Here is a 17,378-nt window from a genome sequence, read left to right as displayed (position 1 = left end):
CATTCATTTGAGGACGGCAAATAAAACAGTTCTCCCTCCTGCATCATTTACCGTCCGCCTTCTACTTCAATATATGGAGTTCCAGTAAGAAGTGTTACTGTACAAAACTTAGATTTTCACCTTCGATTCGTATTGTTAAATAACTGTTTTATTTGTCTGGGTGCTTCGGCTGCCGTTCTAAGTGAGCGCATACTATTATTAATAAGTTCGGTAATATTTCGCACTTTATCAACAGTTGTTGTCATCGTTTCCAGACCTCTATCCATTCGCGCATTATCAGAATTCATGGTAAGCAGCACCGTCATAATCTGTATATTAAAATTGGGGTCACTTATCAGCCGTTTAAGTCCTCGAATAGTCTTTACCGGTACGGCTTCCTTGACCTCACTTTTTTGCACATTTTCAAGAGCGTTAGGTTTATCTCTTCCGTTACGATTTAACTTTTTACTCTTAGAGCGTCGCCATCGTAATCGCATCACGTTGTCCTCCTTCGGTTGTGTATTATCTAATCTAATATATGAAACAACAGGAAAAAAGGTCTCTCTTCGGTCAGAAAAAACAGGAGGTGCATAATTATGTTGGAACAGTTAGGCGGTCTTATGGATATGGTGAAAAAAGTACAGCAAAATGTCGATCAGGTACAAGAACATCTCAAACAAGAACGAATTGAAGTATCGAGCGGTGACGTAGTCAAAATTACGCTAAACGGTCAACAGGAACTGGTTGCACTTGAGCTGAACCCGAAATATTTAACTACGGAAAATGCCGTTCTGCTTCAGGATTTAATCACAGCAACTATGAACAACGCACTGGCAAAATCCCGTGAGCTCAATCAGGCGGCTATGAGCAAATTAGCCGGAGATATGAACTTGCCGAAAATACCTGGTCTGTTTTAAGAGGAGGCACTTATATGTCCACTGAAGCAACTACGCATCCCCTTTCCTTATCTCAAACCGTACTTAGAATGATTCAATATGCGCTGAGCGGCGGCATGACGTTTGACACAATTACTACCGTCTTATCCCTGCTATGTTTGCTGTCTATCGTACAGCGCAGCCAACCGGTCGAAGCACAGATTCCTGCTGCTACTCCTGCATCCGCTGCATCTCCTTCTGCCGGACCTGCTGACGGCCTGCAAAAACTACTCGGTCAGCTAACGAAGTCAGAGGGCGGCGGTGGCTCCGGCGATGCTCTGATGAGTCTTCTGCCGTTGTTAAACAATCCGCAAATTAAATCCAAAATGACTCCAGGTAACATTGCTGCCATCTTAGGGCTTATCAACAATTTCAGCGGAGCCGGGGATAACAAGCACGAGAAAAGCGAAAAGGAAAAGCAGGATAGCAAGGGAGATGGAAAAAAAGATTCCCCTGCGGCAACCGTGACGGCAGGAGCTGATGCAGAAATACCGGAGATGAATTTCCCCGAACCTGCTGTTCCGGAGCTGATAAGCGCTGAGGCGGATACTCTGCCTGCAAAGGATAAAACCCGTTATTTAGAATGGAAAAATAATTTTTGATTCTTACAGCCAAAAGAGGTGTGGATTTTATCCACACCTCTTTTGTTTCATTATGTACATGTCATGCTGATCTAGAGCAGTTGAGCAACCGTCACGCCATCTCCGCCCTCATTCATATCGCCAAAGCGGATATCTTTGATGTGAGGGTGTTCGGTAAGATAGTTTCGAATTCCCTTACGCAGCGCACCGGTTCCTTTGCCGTGAATGATCCGCACTTCGGCCAGCCCGGCCAGAATGGCATCATCAATATATTTGTTCAGCAGTTCCTCTGCCTCCATCACAGTTGTTCCCCGTATGTCAATCTCACGGGAAATCTGCTGTACCTTTGTAACGTTAACTTCCCGCCTGGCCAGAACTTTTCTCGGCTGAGGAGCTTCACTAATCAGCCTGCAGTTCACCAGGGGAACGTTAATCTTCATAATGCCCAATTGAACAGTAACTTCGTCCCTGCCAACAGCCAGAACCGTTCCCTTTTGCTTTAAAGTAGTTACATACACCAGCATTCCCGCTTCAAGATCATCCGGCTGGGGAATGTTCTCATCCTCCATATCCGCCTGATCGTCGTCGGAATAGAGAGCTGACATCCCTTGCTGCAGTTTTTTTCTTGCACCGCTGATAGCTGTTTGCCGCTCTTTTTCGCTGTTCACGGAAAATTGAGCCTTAAGTTCAGTAATGACACCTTCAGCATCCCGCCGTGCCTGACGGATGAGAGTGCCCGCCTGCTCCTGAGCTTTAGCAAGGATATCACGCCGTTTCGTTTCCAGCTGTTCTTTTTCCCGGGTTAATACTTCCCGTAAGGAAGTAACTTCTCTTTCCAGCACCTGTATTTCTGCACTTCTTTTTGCATACTCCCGCTGCTTGGCATCTAATGCAGCCAAAACGGCCTCAAATTCAGCATGCTCCTCATCCAGAAGTTCCTTGGCTCTGCTAATGATTGGCTGAGAAAGCCCCAGGCGCAGACTGATATTAAAAGCATTGCTGCTTCCCGGGACGCCAATCAACAGACGGTAGGTAGGTCTGAGCGTCTCAATATTAAACTCTACACTGGCATTCTCAATTCCCTGGCGGGAATAGGCGAACGTTTTCAATTCGCTGTAGTGAGTCGTAGCAATGGTTCGCGTTCCCAGGTTGTGAAGATACTCCAATATCGCCATTGCCAAAGCAGCGCCTTCACCGGGATCAGTACCTGAACCAATTTCATCGATTAGTACAAGATCATGCGCGGTTACTTGCCGCAGGATACGCACCAGATTTGTCATATGCCCGGAAAACGTACTTAGGCTTTGTTCGATACTCTGTTCATCACCGATATCGGCAAATATATTTTGAAACAAAGGCATTTCTGAGGTGGCTTTCGCTGGAATAAATAATCCGGCCTGAATCATCAGGGAAAAAAGTCCCACTGTTTTTAAGCTGACGGTTTTACCGCCGGTATTGGGCCCTGTAATTAAGAGAGTTGTAAACTCTTTGCCGAGATGAACATCAATAGGGACAACTACCTCTTTAGGAATAAGCGGATGCCTGGCCCCAATCAATCGGACATGTCCCTTTTGGTTCACAATCGGCTTCTCAGCACCCATCTCCAAACTAAGCCGGGCTTTTGCAAAAGCAAAATCAAGCTGGGCTAAGGCTGTGCAATTTCTTCGGATTGCTTCTACCATGGCCGCGATCTGCGCAGAAACTAGTGTCAAAATACGTTCAATTTCATTTTTTTCCGCCGCCATGGCTTGCTTCATATCATTGTTTAACTGCACAACAGCCATCGGCTCGATAAAAACCGTTGAGCCGCTGGCGGATTGATCGTGTACGATCCCTGGAAACTGATGCCGGTATTCCTGCTTAATCGGAATAACATAACGATCGCCACGCACCGTAACCAGTGCATCCTGGAAATATTTCTGATACTCGCCGGAGTGCAAAATATGCTCTATTTTTTCCTTGACCCGGCTCTGAGCTGTTCGTATTTCCCGTCTCAACCGGGCCAGCTCAACGCTTGCATCATCCCGGACCTGCCCCTGCTCGGTAATTGTATTTTCTATTATATTCTCCAAATTGCGCAGTATGGTAATAGCAGCGGCCGTTTCTTCCAGTACCGACAAAGGCTTGTTATATTCTGCAAAAAAGTTCTTGATGCGCCGAGCTGCATAAAGAGTGCTGCCAATTGCTAACATTTCCTGGGGTTCCAGCATAGCACCAATCTCGGCACGCTTCATAGCTGCACGAATATCCCGGATCCCGCCCAGGGGAACGGTGGCAGCGGCTATCAGCACCTCCAGTGCCTCTGCTGTTTCCTGCAGTCGTTTTTCTACTTCTTCCCGTTCGGCCGTAGGTGTTAAGTTAAGCGCAATCTCTTTTGCCATCACCGATCCGGCTTTATCAGCAAGTAGACTTACTATTTTTGGGTATTCTAATGCTTTACATACGGATGAATCCATTTGTATTTCTCCTTACAATACGCCCCTGAAATAATGACCTCTGGTTATGTCGCTGTTGTCCACTCTTTCCTGGTTTCCTGGCGCAAATAAGTAGTGATTTTCCCCCTGCCGGAGCAGCTCGCGATATAACTTTGTTACCTCTCCCACCCTTTGCGGCGAGTCTTGTTTGGCCTCAATCCGGATGCGCTTGATTCCAATTCGGGAAAACCGCGGTACATGAATAGCCATGTTCAATTCTTTGGCATTTAAAATATGCATACGGCAGTATTGATCGGTAACAATCGGAAATTTTTCATCAAGGCGGTCTTTTAACCAGTACTGTCCACGCAAGCAAGCTTGATTACAAGTACCGGTATGCAGTTGTCCCAAGTAGCTGCCCACAGCACAATACTCAGAAATCATCATAGTCAAATGCCCGTGAACAATACATTCAAGTGATGTGTTTGAACGGGCCGTCAGATTCTCAATTTGGGTAAAATTTAGTTCCGGCGAAAGCGTTAGGCTGCTGAGGCCTTGCTTAGCAAGAAAATCAATTGTAATGCTATTGTAAACATTAAGCGAAAAATCGCCATGCAGGTTAACCGGGCTGTTAATCTCCTGGAGCATGTGCAGCGTACCAATATTCGATACGCCAATCGCGTCCGGACAGAGTTCCGTAAACAGCTGCAATTCCTGCTTAATCCCGGGAACTTGCCACTCTTTGATTAATCTGGGCGTAGTTAACATGATCTTTACATTTCTATCCCGGCACAGCTTTACTGCCTGTGTGTAGTCACTGGTTGTAAAAGGTAAGTGATGAAAACTTTCACCGCCGAATATAACCCAGTCGGCGCCATTTTCTACGGCCGCTTTCACTTTTTCCAGCGAATCCACCATCACTGCTAGCTGGGTTTGCGCCGGCTGAACAGTCTTATAGGCTGGCAGATCAACATACCGCGGGGCCGACAGCCGGGTTCGGGCAAACCGTGATAACCGGTCTTCCTCCAGTGCTTCTGCCGCTTTTCGCCGCGCTTCATTGATTTCACTTACCGGCACCATAAGCTCGCCTTCAATACGGCAATCCAGCGACTTGAGTTCAAAAACCGTAGTACCTAAGCGATCTACCTGCTTGGTTACAGTGTCAATTGTCAAAGGCCTTTTAAGAGCTGCTTGGGCAATAAATTCGGTTTTGGCTTCTCCGCTGTACCCTTCAGCATCCTTCATCCGAATAACCAGCGGCCTGCCGATTGCTGCCTCGACCTCAACATCAACAGGAATGCGCCGAACTGCTGTCGGTGAATTGAAGAATGCTCTGGCCTGTTCCATTAGTCTGGCATCAAAAGTTTTAAATACCCTGTCACTGACCCGGATACCAGGGCCGTGAACAGGAATCGTTACTTCCACTCCAGCTGCAGCTTGCGTAACTGGCTGGCCTGCCACCGTTATGGATGTAACACTGGTATTAACCCGCCCGCCAACCTTAACCCAAAATTCAACCATATCCCCTATGGCTAGGGCCTCATCCAATTTAATAACGGCTGTTTTAGTTGTGCTGTCATAGGCTAAAACGCGCCCAATGCGTACGCCCCGGTTATTAGGCCGGCGGTCGCTCATCATCTGGCGGCCTTCTTTCCTTTTTAAATAAGCAGTAGTAAAGTCTCGATTAAAAATTTGGGCTAAGTTTCTTTGGGTTTGATCTGTTACATGATACGCTTCCTGATTCAGTAAATACGAGTCAATTGCGCGGCGATACGTATCTACTACGACTGCCACATATTCCGCCCGTTTCATTCGGCCCTCTATTTTAAAAGAAACAATGCCTCCCTCAATGAGTTCAGGGATCAGCTCAATTGTATTCATATCTTTGGGACTAAGCAGATATTCACCGTTATCGCAGTTTTCCAATACATCCTGCCCCTCTTTGTTCACCAAGGTGTATGGCAGGCGGCAGGGTTGCGCGCAGCGTCCGCGATTGCCGCTGCGTCCGCCAATTAAACTGCTCATCAGACATTGCCCGGAATACGATATACACAATGCACCATGGATGAATGTCTCAATTTCAATAGGCGAATGCTTGCAAATATGGCGAATGTCTTCCATTGACACTTCCCGGGCAAGTACAACCCGTTTAAATCCTTGCTCAGCCAGAAATTGGACCCCATCCAAATTATGTACCGTCATTTGCGTACTGGCGTGAATATCCAGCTTAGGCACTACTTGCTTTGCAATAGCAGCTACCCCAATATCCTGCACAATAATCGCATCTACCCCAATGTTATATAAGCCGACAAGATAATCTTGCAACGCTTTCAGTTCGCTGTCATCTACCAGTGTATTCACCGTTACATAAACGAATACACCGCGCAGATGGGCAAAGCGGACAGCATCCGCCAACTCTTCATCCGTAAAATTGGGAGCATAATGACGGGCTCCAAACGCTTTTCCGCCAAGGTACACCGCATCAGCGCCGCTTTCCACAGCTGCAATGAGCGCCTCTTGACTACCCACAGGGGCAAGTAATTCAATCATAAAAAATTCTCTCCTTTAAGCAACGACAGTATAACCGGCGTAATATGAGTTAAATCGTTTATTTGGGTGGCTGCTTCCTGACATCGGCTGCCCATTATTATGGTTGGTACCGCATGATTCGTATGAGTTTTAACACTTAAATCTTCAAAATTTCCATGATCACTGGTAATTATCACGGTCATATCGGAAGAAACAGAATCCCGAACTGCACATAAAAATTCATCTAATTGACGGGTAACCTGTTCTGCAGTAAGCCAATTTTGCTTATGGCCGTACCGATCCGTTTGAAAGTATTCAAACATCGTAAAGTGATGGTTCTCTGCTATATTGACTAATCGCCTTCCTGCCTCCGCCGGGGTAATACCGGTTACGCCAGGCAGTTCCAATGGCAAAAGCAAATCATTGGTCAAATCTTGATAAACAGCCTGTGCCTGCTGCATCTCCGGTAAAGAGCGAAGCGCAATCCCTGCTTCCAGAATAACAAGCGTCGTAACTGAATACCGCCGCTTTTTCATGGTCACCAGTTCATGATAACCGGGTGTATACATATTGGCTGACGTTACCGCAAAGCCCTGCTCAGCAAGGCGGCGCATAATGCCATGCTCCCTGATTATGCCGGCAAGTGCCGGTCCGGGAAAGCCGGGAATATGCCTCGACATCAGCTGAGGAGCATTGACGCCAGTGAAGATGGCGGTTTGACCGGTAGCGCTTTGCGGCAATCCTGGCACGCCAAGACAGGCATCCGTCGGCACAAGACAACCTTCAGGATGATAAAAACGCCCCAATTCTATCGTTAAAGGCTGTCCAAAAAGTTCTTTAAAGAAACGAGGATCAAAACGAACAAAGGGGTTGCTTGCGGCTTCGTATCTCCCTAAACCCATTCCATCAATAAAAATTAGCAATATCTTCACTTACTCACACCTCAGCATTAGAAAAGACTTGGCTTGCACCAAGTCCTTTAGGGCGCAGGTGGAAGCCTTGGGTACCTTTCCGGCTAGATAAAGAAAAAGAAGGGAAGCCCTCCTCTTTTAATACTTACGTTGATTGTCTCCTTCATCCTCTTTCGTTTTCGCAGCCGGCTCCTGCCCTTTGCGGAAATTCTCGGCAAGAATATTGACATCTTTCATAAATTGCTCAAATTTCGCAGCTTGCTTGCCAAGAGGGCTGAGAGGATTATCATAGATATCTTGAAGGTATTTTTCAAAGTCCCGTCTGGTCAGCGGCTCTGCTTCAGCGGTAAGGATGATCGAAAACGAACCGCAGCTTTCCAGCCTGGCAACTTTAATGTCTTTAATATTCGTCATATCCATACCGGTTTTATGCAGTTCCTGCCGTAAGTCGTCATAATTAACGTGATGTTTTATAAAGTTATGGGGAAGAATTTTGCCGTTTTCAATTAACGTAACAGGTGCTCCTTCAAACCACTTGCGCAAGGTAGTGTTTTTCAACGCCAAATAGGATAAAAGCTTCTGCAATATTAATAAGCCAACTAAGCCCTCTGCCCCCAGCAGTAAGTGTTCTGATTTGTCCATAGCCACATTGGCAACAATGTCGCCAATGCCTACCATCAGTACAAAGTCAAAGGGTGATAACTGGCCTACCGCCCTGTTACCCATGGCACGTACAACAATAAGCGCAACAGCAAAAATAATCGTCATCCTCAGAATAACGATTCCTGATCCTTCATAGCCAAACACACTCTCACCCCTTTTCTATTTGTAGTATAAACAAACAGTCAAAGAGGTATTCTTTATCGCCAATTATGGTTTTTCTTCCTGCAGCATATGGATCATTTGACGGTAATCTTCTTCCAGGCGCAAAAACTCATCTGCTAGATTCAGCGCTGTCAAAACAGCAATTTTCGCAGGCGTTAATGACGGATTTGCCAAGGCAATCTGCTTCATTTGTTCATTAACCAGTAAGGCGACCCGGCGAATGCGCTCCGGCTCTCCTTCACCTTTGATGTTATAGGGCTCTCCATATATTTCTACAGTAACCTTAGACTTTGTCGCACTCATCATTTCCACCTATTCAAGTATGTTCTTTCTATGTCAAATGTATAAGATTCTACCTATAATTGGTTTTTCCTGCAATACAAAAAAGAAAGAACCGTTTATGCGTCCTTGTCATAAACGGTTCTTTTTACTATTAGTATTAATTTGCTGTTTTCTGTTTATTCAGCTCACTGTTACGATAGCTGTAAAGAAAGTAGACGGCAAAGCCAATCGCACTCCAGATAAAGAAACGCAGCCAAGTTTCGCCGGGCAGGTTATACATGAGGTAACCACAGGATAAAACCGCCAGAGGTGCCACAATGGAAACGGCAGGACAGCGGAACGGACGATGCAGATCCGGCCGGGTTTTCCGTAAGACAAAAACCCCGATAGCAGCAACAACAAAGGCGAACAATGTCCCGATATTGGTTAACTCCGCAATAATTCCAATAGGAGTGAACCCAGCAATTAACGCTACTGCCACACCGGCCAATATCGTAATGACATGCGGCGTTCCATATTTAGGATGGACTTTACATATACCGGCAGGAATGAGTCCGTCGCGCGACATGGCAAAAAAGACTCTTGTCTGGCCATACATGAGTACGAGCAGTACGGTTGTAATACCGGCAATAGCGCCTGTTCCAACCAATGCAGAACCCAGGTTATAACCAATAGCACGTAGTGCATAAGCAACCGGCTCGGCATTATTGAGCTCCGTATACGGAACAACACCTGTCAGCACAGCTGCTACAGCGATATATAAGATCGTGCAGACAACTAAGGAGCCGATGATTCCAATCGGCAAATCCCGGTTAGGGTTACGGCACTCTTCTGCAGCTGTAGCCACAGCATCAAAGCCAATATAGGCAAAGAAGATAATTGCTGCACCACCGGCTACTCCGGAGAATCCGTAAGGCATAAACGGAGTCCAGTTAGCAGGATTCACTTTCGGGCCTGCTAACACCAGGAAAATAAAAACGGCAGCCAATTTAATAAATACTAAAATTTTATTCAAAGTAGCACTTTCTTTTGTACCCCTGACAAGTAAAACACTTAAAAAAAGCGCAATCAGCATCGCAGGCAGATTCACTATGCCTCCGTCAGCCGGTACAGCTGTGTACGCTTTCGGAAGTTCAATCCCTGCTGATTTTAATAAACCGACCATGTAGCCCGACCAACCGGCGGCTACCGCACTAGAACCTACAGAATATTCCAAAATTAAATTCCAGCCCACAATCCAGGCAATAATTTCTCCCAGTGCGGCGTATGAATACGTATACGCACTGCCGGCGACCGGAACCATTGACGCCAGTTCAGCGTAGGCTAAGGCCGCAAATGCACAGGCAAGCCCGGATAATACAAAGGAAAGCATAATGCCAGGACCAGCATATTTAGCTGCCGCCACACCCGTCAGAACAAAAATACCTGTGCCAATAATACAGCCCACACCAAGCATAACCATGTCTGAGGCACCAAGGGTTTTCTTTAATCCTTTTCTTTCTGCACTGGAAATTAAGTCATCAATCTTTTTTGTCCGCAGAATGTTCATATTTTTCCCCCTCGTTAAAATAAACGGGAACAAAGCGACTTACCAGTTGTATTATCTATTAAGGACAAAATAACAGACCTGCCCCAGGCAGGTCTGACGATACTACAACAACTATTCGCTCCACGTCCACCCACGGTTAACAGTTTAACACAAAGTAAAACGCGGGTAAAGAGTTTTTTGTGCTTTTCTCGGGGACATTTTTTTCTTAATCCCTCAATTTCGCCGATAAAGTCTTTTCTAAATGAACAAGTATGTTTTTATGGTGAGTCTCAACTTCGGCATCCGTCAACGTACGGTCCACTGCACGAAATACTAATGAATAAGCAAGGCTGCGATAGCCATTTGGAACTTGTTCACCAGTATAAACATCGAACAGCTTTACATCCGCTAAGAGATTGCCGCCATTTTCAACAATGACGTCTGTTACTTGGCTAGCAGGCACACTAACCGGCAGCACCAGCGCCAAATCACGGGCAATTGCCGGGAATTTGGGAAGCTGCTCATACTTGCCGATTAAGCGGGTTTGGTTAACCACTGCCTTAACCGGTATCTCAAATACATATACTTTGCGGTTAATTCCAAAGGCCGCCTGTACTTTCGGATGAAGTTCACCAACAGTCGCTACCGTTTCGTCACCGATCGTAAAAATCGCTGTTTTCCCTGGATGAAGCGAGGGATGTTCACCTGCTTTAACCGTGTACTGGGTAATTCCCAGATTAGCCAGCAGTTCTTCCACAGCACCCTTTGCATCATAAAAATCGACTGCCTGCTGGGGCTGATTCCAGGCCACTTCCGTACGGCGTCCGCATAGAGCACCACACAGCATGAGGGGCTCATTAGGCAGATCCTGCAGCGGCAGTTGTTCTGGTTGATACACTGCCCCTAACTCAAAAATTTTCAGGTCTTCATTTTTACGGGAAAGATTCCGTACCAGAACATCCATAATGCCCCCCAGCAATGTGGTTCGCAGCCAGGGAAATTCATCCGTTATCGGATTTCTAATTTCAATTCCCTGGTATAAGTGACTATCGCCGGTATAGTTCAATTTAGCAAGGGTATTAGGATGCATGAAGCTGAACGAAATAGTTTCCGTAAAGCCGATACCAGCTAAGCTGCTTTTTAATCGGTCCGCAATCGACTGTGTATAGCTTTGACTGCCTCTTGTCATGCGTCCTGACGGAGTAGTGGTAGGCACCTTGTTATAGCCATAAATCCGGGCAACTTCTTCGCTAATATCAGCCGGGCCGGTTACATCCGAGCGCCAGGTGGGTACAGTAACGGTAATTCGTTCGCCCTGCACATCAAGTTCAAATTCCAGGCGTCGCAAAATATCCACCATCGTCGCTTGAGGAATTTCAGTACCTAAGAAGGCATTGATTTGCTTAGCAGTAAATACCACTTGCCGGGGCAATGTAATACCCGGATAATTATCGATAATGCCCGGACAAACTTTGCAAGCTCCCATATCTTCCAGCAGCTTGGCTGCCCGGTCCAAAGCCCGGGTAATGTTTGCTGTATCAACGCCGCGTTCAAAACGTCCCGAAGCCTCAGAACGCAGCCCTAATGCCCTAGATGAACGGCGTACGCTTGCTCCCTGAAAAGCAGCTGCTTCCAATAGAACAGTCTGCGTGGCAGCTGTTACTTCCGTAGCTAAGCCTCCCATTACACCGGCAATGCCAACTGCCTGCACCGCATCGGCAATAACCAGGGTTTCCGGGTGTAATTCTCTTTTCACACCATCAAGCGTCGTCAGCTTTTCACCCGGATTTGCTTTGCGCACCGTAATACTGTGGCGTGCGAGCAAGCTATAATCGTAAGCATGCATGGGTTGCCCCATTTCCAGCATTACAAAGTTTGTGACATCCACTATATTATTGATCGGACGCATACCGGCAGCCTGCAAACGATGCTGCATCCATACAGGCGAAGGCGCCACCTTCACATTTTGTAAAATACGCGCCGCAAAGCGTGAGCATAGTGCCGGCTCAGTAATGGCAACAGTAGCCAATGCACTCGCTTTGCTCTCTCCCTGCTCCTGCAGAGCCAGCATGGGTTTTTTTACAGTAGTATTCGTTAGCACGGCTACTTCACGGGCAAGACCGATCACACTAAAGCAATCTGCCCTGTTAGGCGTGAGCTCAAATTCTAAAACCGTGTCATCTAACCCCAGCGCTGTCTGAATATTAATACCGACCGCAGTTTCGGCCGGCAGAATATAGATACCCTCGCGTAACTCAGGTGCAATAATCTTGGCATCCAAATTCAATTCTTCAGCGGAGCATAACATGCCCTGCGACATAACTCCCCGCAATTCCGCCGCTTCAATTGTTTTACCACTGGGAAGTTTAGCCCCTTCCAAAGCAACTGGTACAATCTGTCCAGCGCGAACGTTAGTGGCACCGGTAACAATTGTTACCTTACTTTCCCCTATGTTTATTTTGCAAACACTAAGGCGGTCAGCCGCAGGATGAGGATTTACTTCGATAACCTTTCCGGTAACAACATTTTGAATATTTTGTCCCAGGCTATCTACTGATGCTACCGGAATCCCGGCCATTGTAAGCTGATCAGCTAATATTTCAGGAGCTTCCGTAATGGAAACATAATCGTTGAGCCATTTTATTGATGCGTGCATATGATATCCTCCTTAAAATTGCCGCAAAAAGCGCAAATCGTTTTCAAAGAATAACCGCAAGTCATCAATTCCGTACACCAGCATAGCAATACGCTCAACGCCCATGCCAAAAGCAAAACCGCTAACTTGGGCCGGATCATATTTACTTAATTCCAATACTCGCGGATGAACCATCCCACAACCCAGAATTTCCAGCCAGCCGGTTCCCGAGCAAACCCGGCAGCCTGTGCCTTTGCACATTACACAGGAAATATCTACTTCAGCACTCGGTTCCGTAAAAGGAAAGAAACTGGGGCGGAAACGCACGCGAACATCATTGCCGAATATTTCATGAATAAACAGCTCTAACGTTCCTTTTAAGTCAGCAAACGTAATCCCTTTATCAATAACCAATCCTTCTACCTGATGGAACATGGGTGAGTGAGTGGCATCATAGTCCCAACGGTAAACCTTGCCGGGAGCGATAACCCGAACCGGCGAATTAGGTTCCCCGGACTGCATGGTTCGCACTTGTACCGGTGAAGTATGGGTACGCAGCAAAAACTCTTCTGTTATGTAAAATGAGTCTTGCATATCACGGGCGGGATGATCAGGCGGAAAATTAAGGGCTTCAAAATTATAATAATCTTTTTCTACTTCCGGTCCTTCTGCTACATCAAATCCCATGCGCATAAACGTCTCTTTAATGCGATCCAATGTTGTAGTCAACGGATGCTTTCTTCCCAAAGCAGACCGGCGGCCGGGCAAGGTTACATCAATACGCTCAGAAGCAATCTTATGAGCTAATTCCGCTTGCTTTAGTTCTTCTGCCTTAGCAGAGATTACCTCTTCCAGCTCGGTGCGTATTTCATTAACAATCTGTCCCATACGGGGGCGCATTTCGGCACTAAGTGCTCCCAGACCGCGCAAAACAGCTGTCAGGCTGCCTTTTTTCCCAAGGTACTTGACCCGCTGTTCATTCAGCATGTCCATGTTGGACACTTGCTTCAGTTCCTCGAGAGCTGCCTGACGCAAAGCTTCCAATTGCTGTTCCATATAATACCTCCTAATACTAATCTCAAAAAATAAAAAGACTTCCACCCCTGAAGGGGCGAAAGTCTAACTTCCGCGGTACCACCCTAAATTACCACTCAAATTTCCTTTAACGCGGAAAAGACGTCCAGCCTACGCAAGAAAAACTCTTCAGCCAGATGCTCCGGAGCGAACTTCAGCCAGGCGATCCGGATAGCTCTCAATCGACGGCATATCCTCCCTGTAGGACCGGTTCTGACGTACTCTCTCTGTCATTGCAATGTATATTTCATTAGTGAATCATTAAGCGGCGATAAAACATATACGCAGCAATGGAACCGGTAGCTTCGAATACTTTCCAGAATAATTCGGCGGTCACCATAGAGGACCACACCCTCTCTGCTCATAGTTGGAAATTTCAGGTCATTGCTTTATTAATTATATCATATGGATTTTCAAATTACAAGGCTGCACGCTGCTGCCGTGCAATCTCATAAAAAATTACTGCAGCAGCTGCTGCCACATTTAACGATTCTGCCCGGCCATATAAGGGAATGAACAAACGACTTGCAGCATGCTGCAAGAGCTCATCGCTCACGCCATTGCCTTCATTACCAAAGACGATTGCAGCCGGCCCTGTCAGTTCCACTTCAAAATACGGTTTAGAAGCGGTTAATGCCGTGGCAATAAGCTGAATGCGATACTGCTGCAAATAGTGTAGTAATTCCGAAGGACTCACTCTGCTAATCACCGGCAGATGAAAGATTGATCCCATCGTGGCACGAACAGTTTTCGGGCTGAATAAATCGGCACTCCCTTGCGTGAGAATAACAGCCGTACAGCCTGCAGCATCTGCGGTACGAATCAGGGCCCCCACATTCCCTGGGTCCTGCACATTATCAAGAACGGCAATTAAGGGCTGTCGCTCACCTGCAACCAAATCAGCAAACAAGAATTCCTTCTTTTTCACAATTGCCATAATGCCCTGCGCCTGATCCGTATCCGTAACTTTTTCATATAATCCTTCGGAAAGCTCAGCAAGTCGGCAGTGCCGCTCTTGAAGCTGCTGGATAATAGTTTGTACACGTGCCTGATCAAGAGCCTTTTTTGTGACCAGGCAGGCAGTAATTTCCCAGCCTGCTTGAATTGCTTCTTCTACCAGACGCACTCCTTCTACCGGGAATACACCGTTTTCGTCACGATATTTTTTTTGTTTTAATGATGCAGCCAGCTTTATCAGGCTATTTTGCGTACTTGCAATGACCTCCATGAATTCAATTCCTCCGGCATCCAAATTCGGTAGCTCAAGTATCTGACAGCTAGACTGATAATGTGCTACTACTGCAGTAGTTTATCATAATGTATAAATGAACACAAATCAAACTAAAGCCTGCCTTCATCAGGCAGGCTGAGCATTCAGACAACTTTTGCTATACAATCAAAGCAGAGCATATATTTCCGAACAGATTCTTTGACGCCTTTCTTCACGGCATTCATCAGATTTACATAGTTAGCAGTTGCACTTCTTCCCAATTCTGTTCGTAAGGTTTCTGCCGCCGCCAGCGACATATCTGTCGCAATATTGATCTTGCTTATGCCGGAATGAATCGAGTGCCGGTAATCATCCTTATGCAGCCTTGACCCGCCATGCATGACAAGCGGCACATTTACGCTGTTATTTAGTTCACTTAGCCGGGAAAAATTCAATTTAGGAGCGCCATGATAACCGCCATGACTTGTGCCTACCGCCACGGCCAGCGCATCAACTCTTGTCTTATCGACAAAATCTACCGCGACTTCCGGTTTTACTAAATTATCATCTGTTAAATCACCTGCATTGTCATAACAACCAATATAGCCCAATTCCCCTTCGACAGAAATGCCTAGAGAATGGGCTATTCGCGTAATATCTTTTGTGCGTTTTAAATTATCTTGAATAGACAGATGGGACCCATCAAACATAACAGAGGTAAATCCCCAGCGAATAGCTCGCATTACACCTTCATAACTATAACCATGGTCAAGATGGAGTGCAACAGGTATAGAGGACTTTTGTGCGGCTCGCACTAAAGCAGCGCTTAGCGTTTCTACATCGACAAACTTAAATAATCTTTCCGGAATGCCTAAAACGAGCGGGGTCTTTAACTCTTCAGCAACTTCCAACACAGCTCCCAGTGTCTCGAAATTGAAAACATTAAATCCACCAACTGCATACTTCCTTTTGCGCGCATCCTGAAGAAGCTCATGCATAGTAACCAAGGCCAAGATTGACTCCTCCTTCTATTCCTTTTTTGTCATGCACTTACTACATACTATTCGAGTATCGCTGAAGAAACACCTGCCAAAATTATCTTAAAATTTAAAATTGTCTTATGATGAAATTATTTCCAGCAAACCCGTAATTATGCATCCATTGCGGCAAATAAAAAAACTCCTGACTGAACAGGAGTTTTTTATTTCTATTGGAGCTGCTCTTTAGCGGTTTCAACAAGCTTACCGAAGGAAGCCATGTCGTTAACAGCTAAATCAGCTAACATTTTACGGTTTACTTCAATACCAGCTTTGCTCAAGCCATTGATCATCTGGCTGTAGGAAATGCCATTCATACGAGCAGCTGCGTTAATACGGGCAATCCACAATTTGCGGAATTCGCGTTTTTTAGCGCGGCGGTCGCGGCGAGCATAGTATAAAGCTTTCATTACTGTTTCATTAGCTTTTTTGAACAGCTTGCTCTTAGAACCACGATAACCTTTGGCTAATTTCAATATTTTTTTATGACGTCTGTGAGCCGTCACACCTTTTTTAACTCTTGGCATGTCTGATTACCTCCATTTAAAAAATTACCTGATTTATGCGTAAGGCAGCATTCTTGCTACGCGCTCATGATCAGATTTGCTTACCATTCCAGCTTTGCGCAGATTACGTTTACGGGCAGGAGATTTTTTCTCCAGAATATGGCTTTTGAAAGCTTTGGACCTTTTGAATTCTCCAGTGCCGGTAACTTTAAACCGCTTAGCGGCGCTTCTACGAGTTTTAATTTTTGGCATGATGTATCCTCCTTTTTAATTGTGTTGCTTTGCTGAAAGAATCATAATCATATTTTTTCCTTCAAGCTTCGGTTCGCGCTCTACATTAGCGACTTCCTTAACTTCAGCAGCCATTCGAACAAGAACCTGTTTACCAAGTTCGGGATGACTTAACTCCCGCCCCCGGAACATAATGGTGACTTTTACTTTGTCTCCATCTTCTAAGAAGCGTAAAGCATTTTTCAATTTTACCTCAAAATCGTGATCTTCAATGTTAGGGCGAAGTTTAACTTCTTTGAGAGTAAACGTTTTCTGCTTTTTCTTAACTTCTTTGTCCCGTTTCTGCTGCTCATATTTGAACTTACCAAAGTCCATAATACGGCAGACTGGCGGTTTAGCTGTTGGGGCTACCTCAACCAAATCAAGTTGCTGCTCAGCTGCAACCCGTAATGCATCCCTCAACAACATAATCCCTAATTGCTCATTTGATTCGCTAACTACCCGAACCTCTCTTGCGCGGATTTCTTCATTAATCCTCAAAGTGTCTTTGCTAATTGCCGCTCACCTCCTGATAAATTCAAATAAAAAATTTAAAGCGGATGGCATACACCACCCGCAAAAACAGCATAAATCACTATGCTAAATCCTGATACCTTACGAACAGCCAGATGCGTTGTAAGGTGAGAAGCGGATGGCCTCTG

General features: G+C 45.8%; 17 protein-coding genes and 1 other annotated feature (1 of these 18 cut by a window edge). Of the genes, 2 read left to right on the top strand and 15 right to left on the bottom strand.

Annotated features, from left to right (window positions below; translation table 11 throughout):
- Window positions 1-116: 116 nt before the first annotated feature.
- Window positions 117-479 (bottom strand): hypothetical protein, encoded by a 363-nt coding sequence (locus EV210_RS14900; protein WP_132082126.1) that lies wholly within the window; start codon window positions 477-479, stop codon window positions 117-119.
- Window positions 480-575: 96 nt separating this feature from the next.
- Here EV210_RS14900 and EV210_RS14895 point away from each other — a divergent pair, with 96 nt between their 5' ends.
- Both EV210_RS14895 and EV210_RS14890 read left to right on the top strand, forming a co-directional pair.
- Window positions 576-896, top strand: a complete 321-nt coding sequence (locus tag EV210_RS14895; RefSeq protein ID WP_132082124.1) for a YbaB/EbfC family nucleoid-associated protein — start codon at window positions 576-578, stop codon at window positions 894-896.
- A gap of 14 nt (window positions 897-910) precedes the next feature.
- Window positions 911-1,516, top strand: a complete 606-nt coding sequence (locus EV210_RS14890) for a hypothetical protein (protein WP_132082122.1) — start codon at window positions 911-913, stop codon at window positions 1,514-1,516.
- A 71-nt stretch (window positions 1,517-1,587) separates the two neighbouring features.
- On the opposite strand, the gene EV210_RS14885 is transcribed toward EV210_RS14890, so the two are convergent.
- The 14 genes from EV210_RS14885 to infC form a co-directional block, all read right to left on the bottom strand.
- Complete coding sequence (locus EV210_RS14885) at window positions 1,588-3,951, bottom strand: endonuclease MutS2 (protein WP_132082120.1); 2,364 nt, start codon at window positions 3,949-3,951, stop codon at window positions 1,588-1,590.
- A 12-nt stretch (window positions 3,952-3,963) separates the two neighbouring features.
- A complete protein-coding gene (locus tag EV210_RS14880) occupies window positions 3,964-6,459 on the bottom strand; it encodes a U32 family peptidase (RefSeq protein ID WP_132082118.1) in 2,496 nt (831 codons plus the stop codon).
- The gene (locus EV210_RS14875) at window positions 6,456-7,370 is read right to left on the bottom strand and encodes an alkaline phosphatase family protein (protein ID WP_132082116.1); all 915 of its coding nucleotides are present in this window, start codon (window positions 7,368-7,370) and stop codon (window positions 6,456-6,458) included. The genes EV210_RS14880 and EV210_RS14875 overlap by 4 nt, the downstream gene beginning before the upstream one ends.
- 117 nt (window positions 7,371-7,487) lie before the next feature.
- Window positions 7,488-8,156, bottom strand: a complete 669-nt coding sequence (locus EV210_RS14870) for a DUF421 domain-containing protein (protein ID WP_243650568.1) — start codon at window positions 8,154-8,156, stop codon at window positions 7,488-7,490.
- Window positions 8,157-8,219: 63 nt separating this feature from the next.
- A complete protein-coding gene (locus tag EV210_RS14865; RefSeq protein WP_243650567.1) occupies window positions 8,220-8,480 on the bottom strand; it encodes a cell division protein ZapA in 261 nt (86 codons plus the stop codon).
- 133 nt (window positions 8,481-8,613) lie between these two features.
- Window positions 8,614-10,005, bottom strand: a complete 1,392-nt coding sequence (locus EV210_RS14860; RefSeq protein ID WP_132082112.1) for an amino acid permease — start codon at window positions 10,003-10,005, stop codon at window positions 8,614-8,616.
- Between the two features lie 205 nt (window positions 10,006-10,210).
- Window positions 10,211-12,640 (bottom strand): phenylalanine--tRNA ligase subunit beta, encoded by a 2,430-nt coding sequence (gene pheT / locus EV210_RS14855; RefSeq protein WP_132082110.1) that lies wholly within the window; start codon window positions 12,638-12,640, stop codon window positions 10,211-10,213.
- Window positions 12,641-12,652: 12 nt separating this feature from the next.
- Window positions 12,653-13,675 (bottom strand): phenylalanine--tRNA ligase subunit alpha, encoded by a 1,023-nt coding sequence (gene pheS / locus EV210_RS14850; protein WP_132082108.1) that lies wholly within the window; start codon window positions 13,673-13,675, stop codon window positions 12,653-12,655.
- A gap of 268 nt (window positions 13,676-13,943) precedes the next feature.
- Window positions 13,944-14,033, bottom strand: coding sequence for a YqzL family protein (locus EV210_RS14845; RefSeq protein WP_132082106.1), 90 nt, complete (start codon window positions 14,031-14,033; stop codon window positions 13,944-13,946).
- Between the two features lie 78 nt (window positions 14,034-14,111).
- Complete coding sequence (locus EV210_RS14840) at window positions 14,112-14,921, bottom strand: TrmH family RNA methyltransferase (protein WP_132082104.1); 810 nt, start codon at window positions 14,919-14,921, stop codon at window positions 14,112-14,114.
- 146 nt (window positions 14,922-15,067) lie between these two features.
- Window positions 15,068-15,916 carry a class II fructose-bisphosphate aldolase gene (locus EV210_RS14835; RefSeq protein WP_132082102.1) on the bottom strand — a complete coding sequence of 283 codons (849 nt, stop codon included), beginning with the start codon at window positions 15,914-15,916 and terminating at the stop codon, window positions 15,068-15,070.
- A gap of 194 nt (window positions 15,917-16,110) precedes the next feature.
- The gene (gene rplT, locus EV210_RS14830; protein WP_132082100.1) at window positions 16,111-16,467 is read right to left on the bottom strand and encodes a 50S ribosomal protein L20; all 357 of its coding nucleotides are present in this window, start codon (window positions 16,465-16,467) and stop codon (window positions 16,111-16,113) included.
- Between the two features lie 33 nt (window positions 16,468-16,500).
- Window positions 16,501-16,698, bottom strand: a complete 198-nt coding sequence (gene rpmI, locus EV210_RS14825) for a 50S ribosomal protein L35 (protein ID WP_132082098.1) — start codon at window positions 16,696-16,698, stop codon at window positions 16,501-16,503.
- Between the two features lie 15 nt (window positions 16,699-16,713).
- Window positions 16,714-17,217, bottom strand: coding sequence for a translation initiation factor IF-3 (gene infC / locus EV210_RS14820; protein WP_132082096.1), 504 nt, complete (start codon window positions 17,215-17,217; stop codon window positions 16,714-16,716).
- Window positions 17,218-17,258: 41 nt separating this feature from the next.
- Window positions 17,259-17,378, bottom strand: a sequence feature (ribosomal protein L20 leader region); it runs 9 nt beyond the window's last position.

Source organism: Anaerospora hongkongensis (genome assembly GCF_004339805.1).
GTDB lineage: Bacteria > Bacillota > Negativicutes > Sporomusales > DSM-15969 > Anaerospora > Anaerospora hongkongensis.
The sequence above is the reverse complement of the archived record's forward strand: the minus strand, read 5'-3'. Positions and strand labels throughout refer to the sequence as shown.

What these genes read in the sequence shown, in the direction of transcription:
- EV210_RS14860 (WP_132082112.1), bottom strand. Translation starts at nt 10,005, where the DNA reads ATGAACATTCTGCGGACAAAAAAGATTGATGACTTAATTTCCAGTGCA.
- EV210_RS14880 (WP_132082118.1), bottom strand. Translation starts at nt 6,459, where the DNA reads ATGATTGAATTACTTGCCCCTGTGGGTAGTCAAGAGGCGCTCATTGCA.
- EV210_RS14865 (WP_243650567.1), bottom strand. Translation starts at nt 8,480, where the DNA reads ATGATGAGTGCGACAAAGTCTAAGGTTACTGTAGAAATATATGGAGAG.
- pheT (WP_132082110.1), bottom strand. Translation starts at nt 12,640, where the DNA reads ATGCACGCATCAATAAAATGGCTCAACGATTATGTTTCCATTACGGAA.
- EV210_RS14845 (WP_132082106.1), bottom strand. Translation starts at nt 14,033, where the DNA reads ATGGTGACCGCCGAATTATTCTGGAAAGTATTCGAAGCTACCGGTTCC.
- rplT (WP_132082100.1), bottom strand. Translation starts at nt 16,467, where the DNA reads ATGCCAAGAGTTAAAAAAGGTGTGACGGCTCACAGACGTCATAAAAAA.
- EV210_RS14840 (WP_132082104.1), bottom strand. Translation starts at nt 14,921, where the DNA reads ATGGAGGTCATTGCAAGTACGCAAAATAGCCTGATAAAGCTGGCTGCA.
- EV210_RS14895 (WP_132082124.1), top strand. Translation starts at nt 576, where the DNA reads ATGTTGGAACAGTTAGGCGGTCTTATGGATATGGTGAAAAAAGTACAG.
- EV210_RS14885 (WP_132082120.1), bottom strand. Translation starts at nt 3,951, where the DNA reads ATGGATTCATCCGTATGTAAAGCATTAGAATACCCAAAAATAGTAAGT.
- EV210_RS14890 (WP_132082122.1), top strand. Translation starts at nt 911, where the DNA reads ATGTCCACTGAAGCAACTACGCATCCCCTTTCCTTATCTCAAACCGTA.
- pheS (WP_132082108.1), bottom strand. Translation starts at nt 13,675, where the DNA reads ATGGAACAGCAATTGGAAGCTTTGCGTCAGGCAGCTCTCGAGGAACTG.
- rpmI (WP_132082098.1), bottom strand. Translation starts at nt 16,698, where the DNA reads ATGCCAAAAATTAAAACTCGTAGAAGCGCCGCTAAGCGGTTTAAAGTT.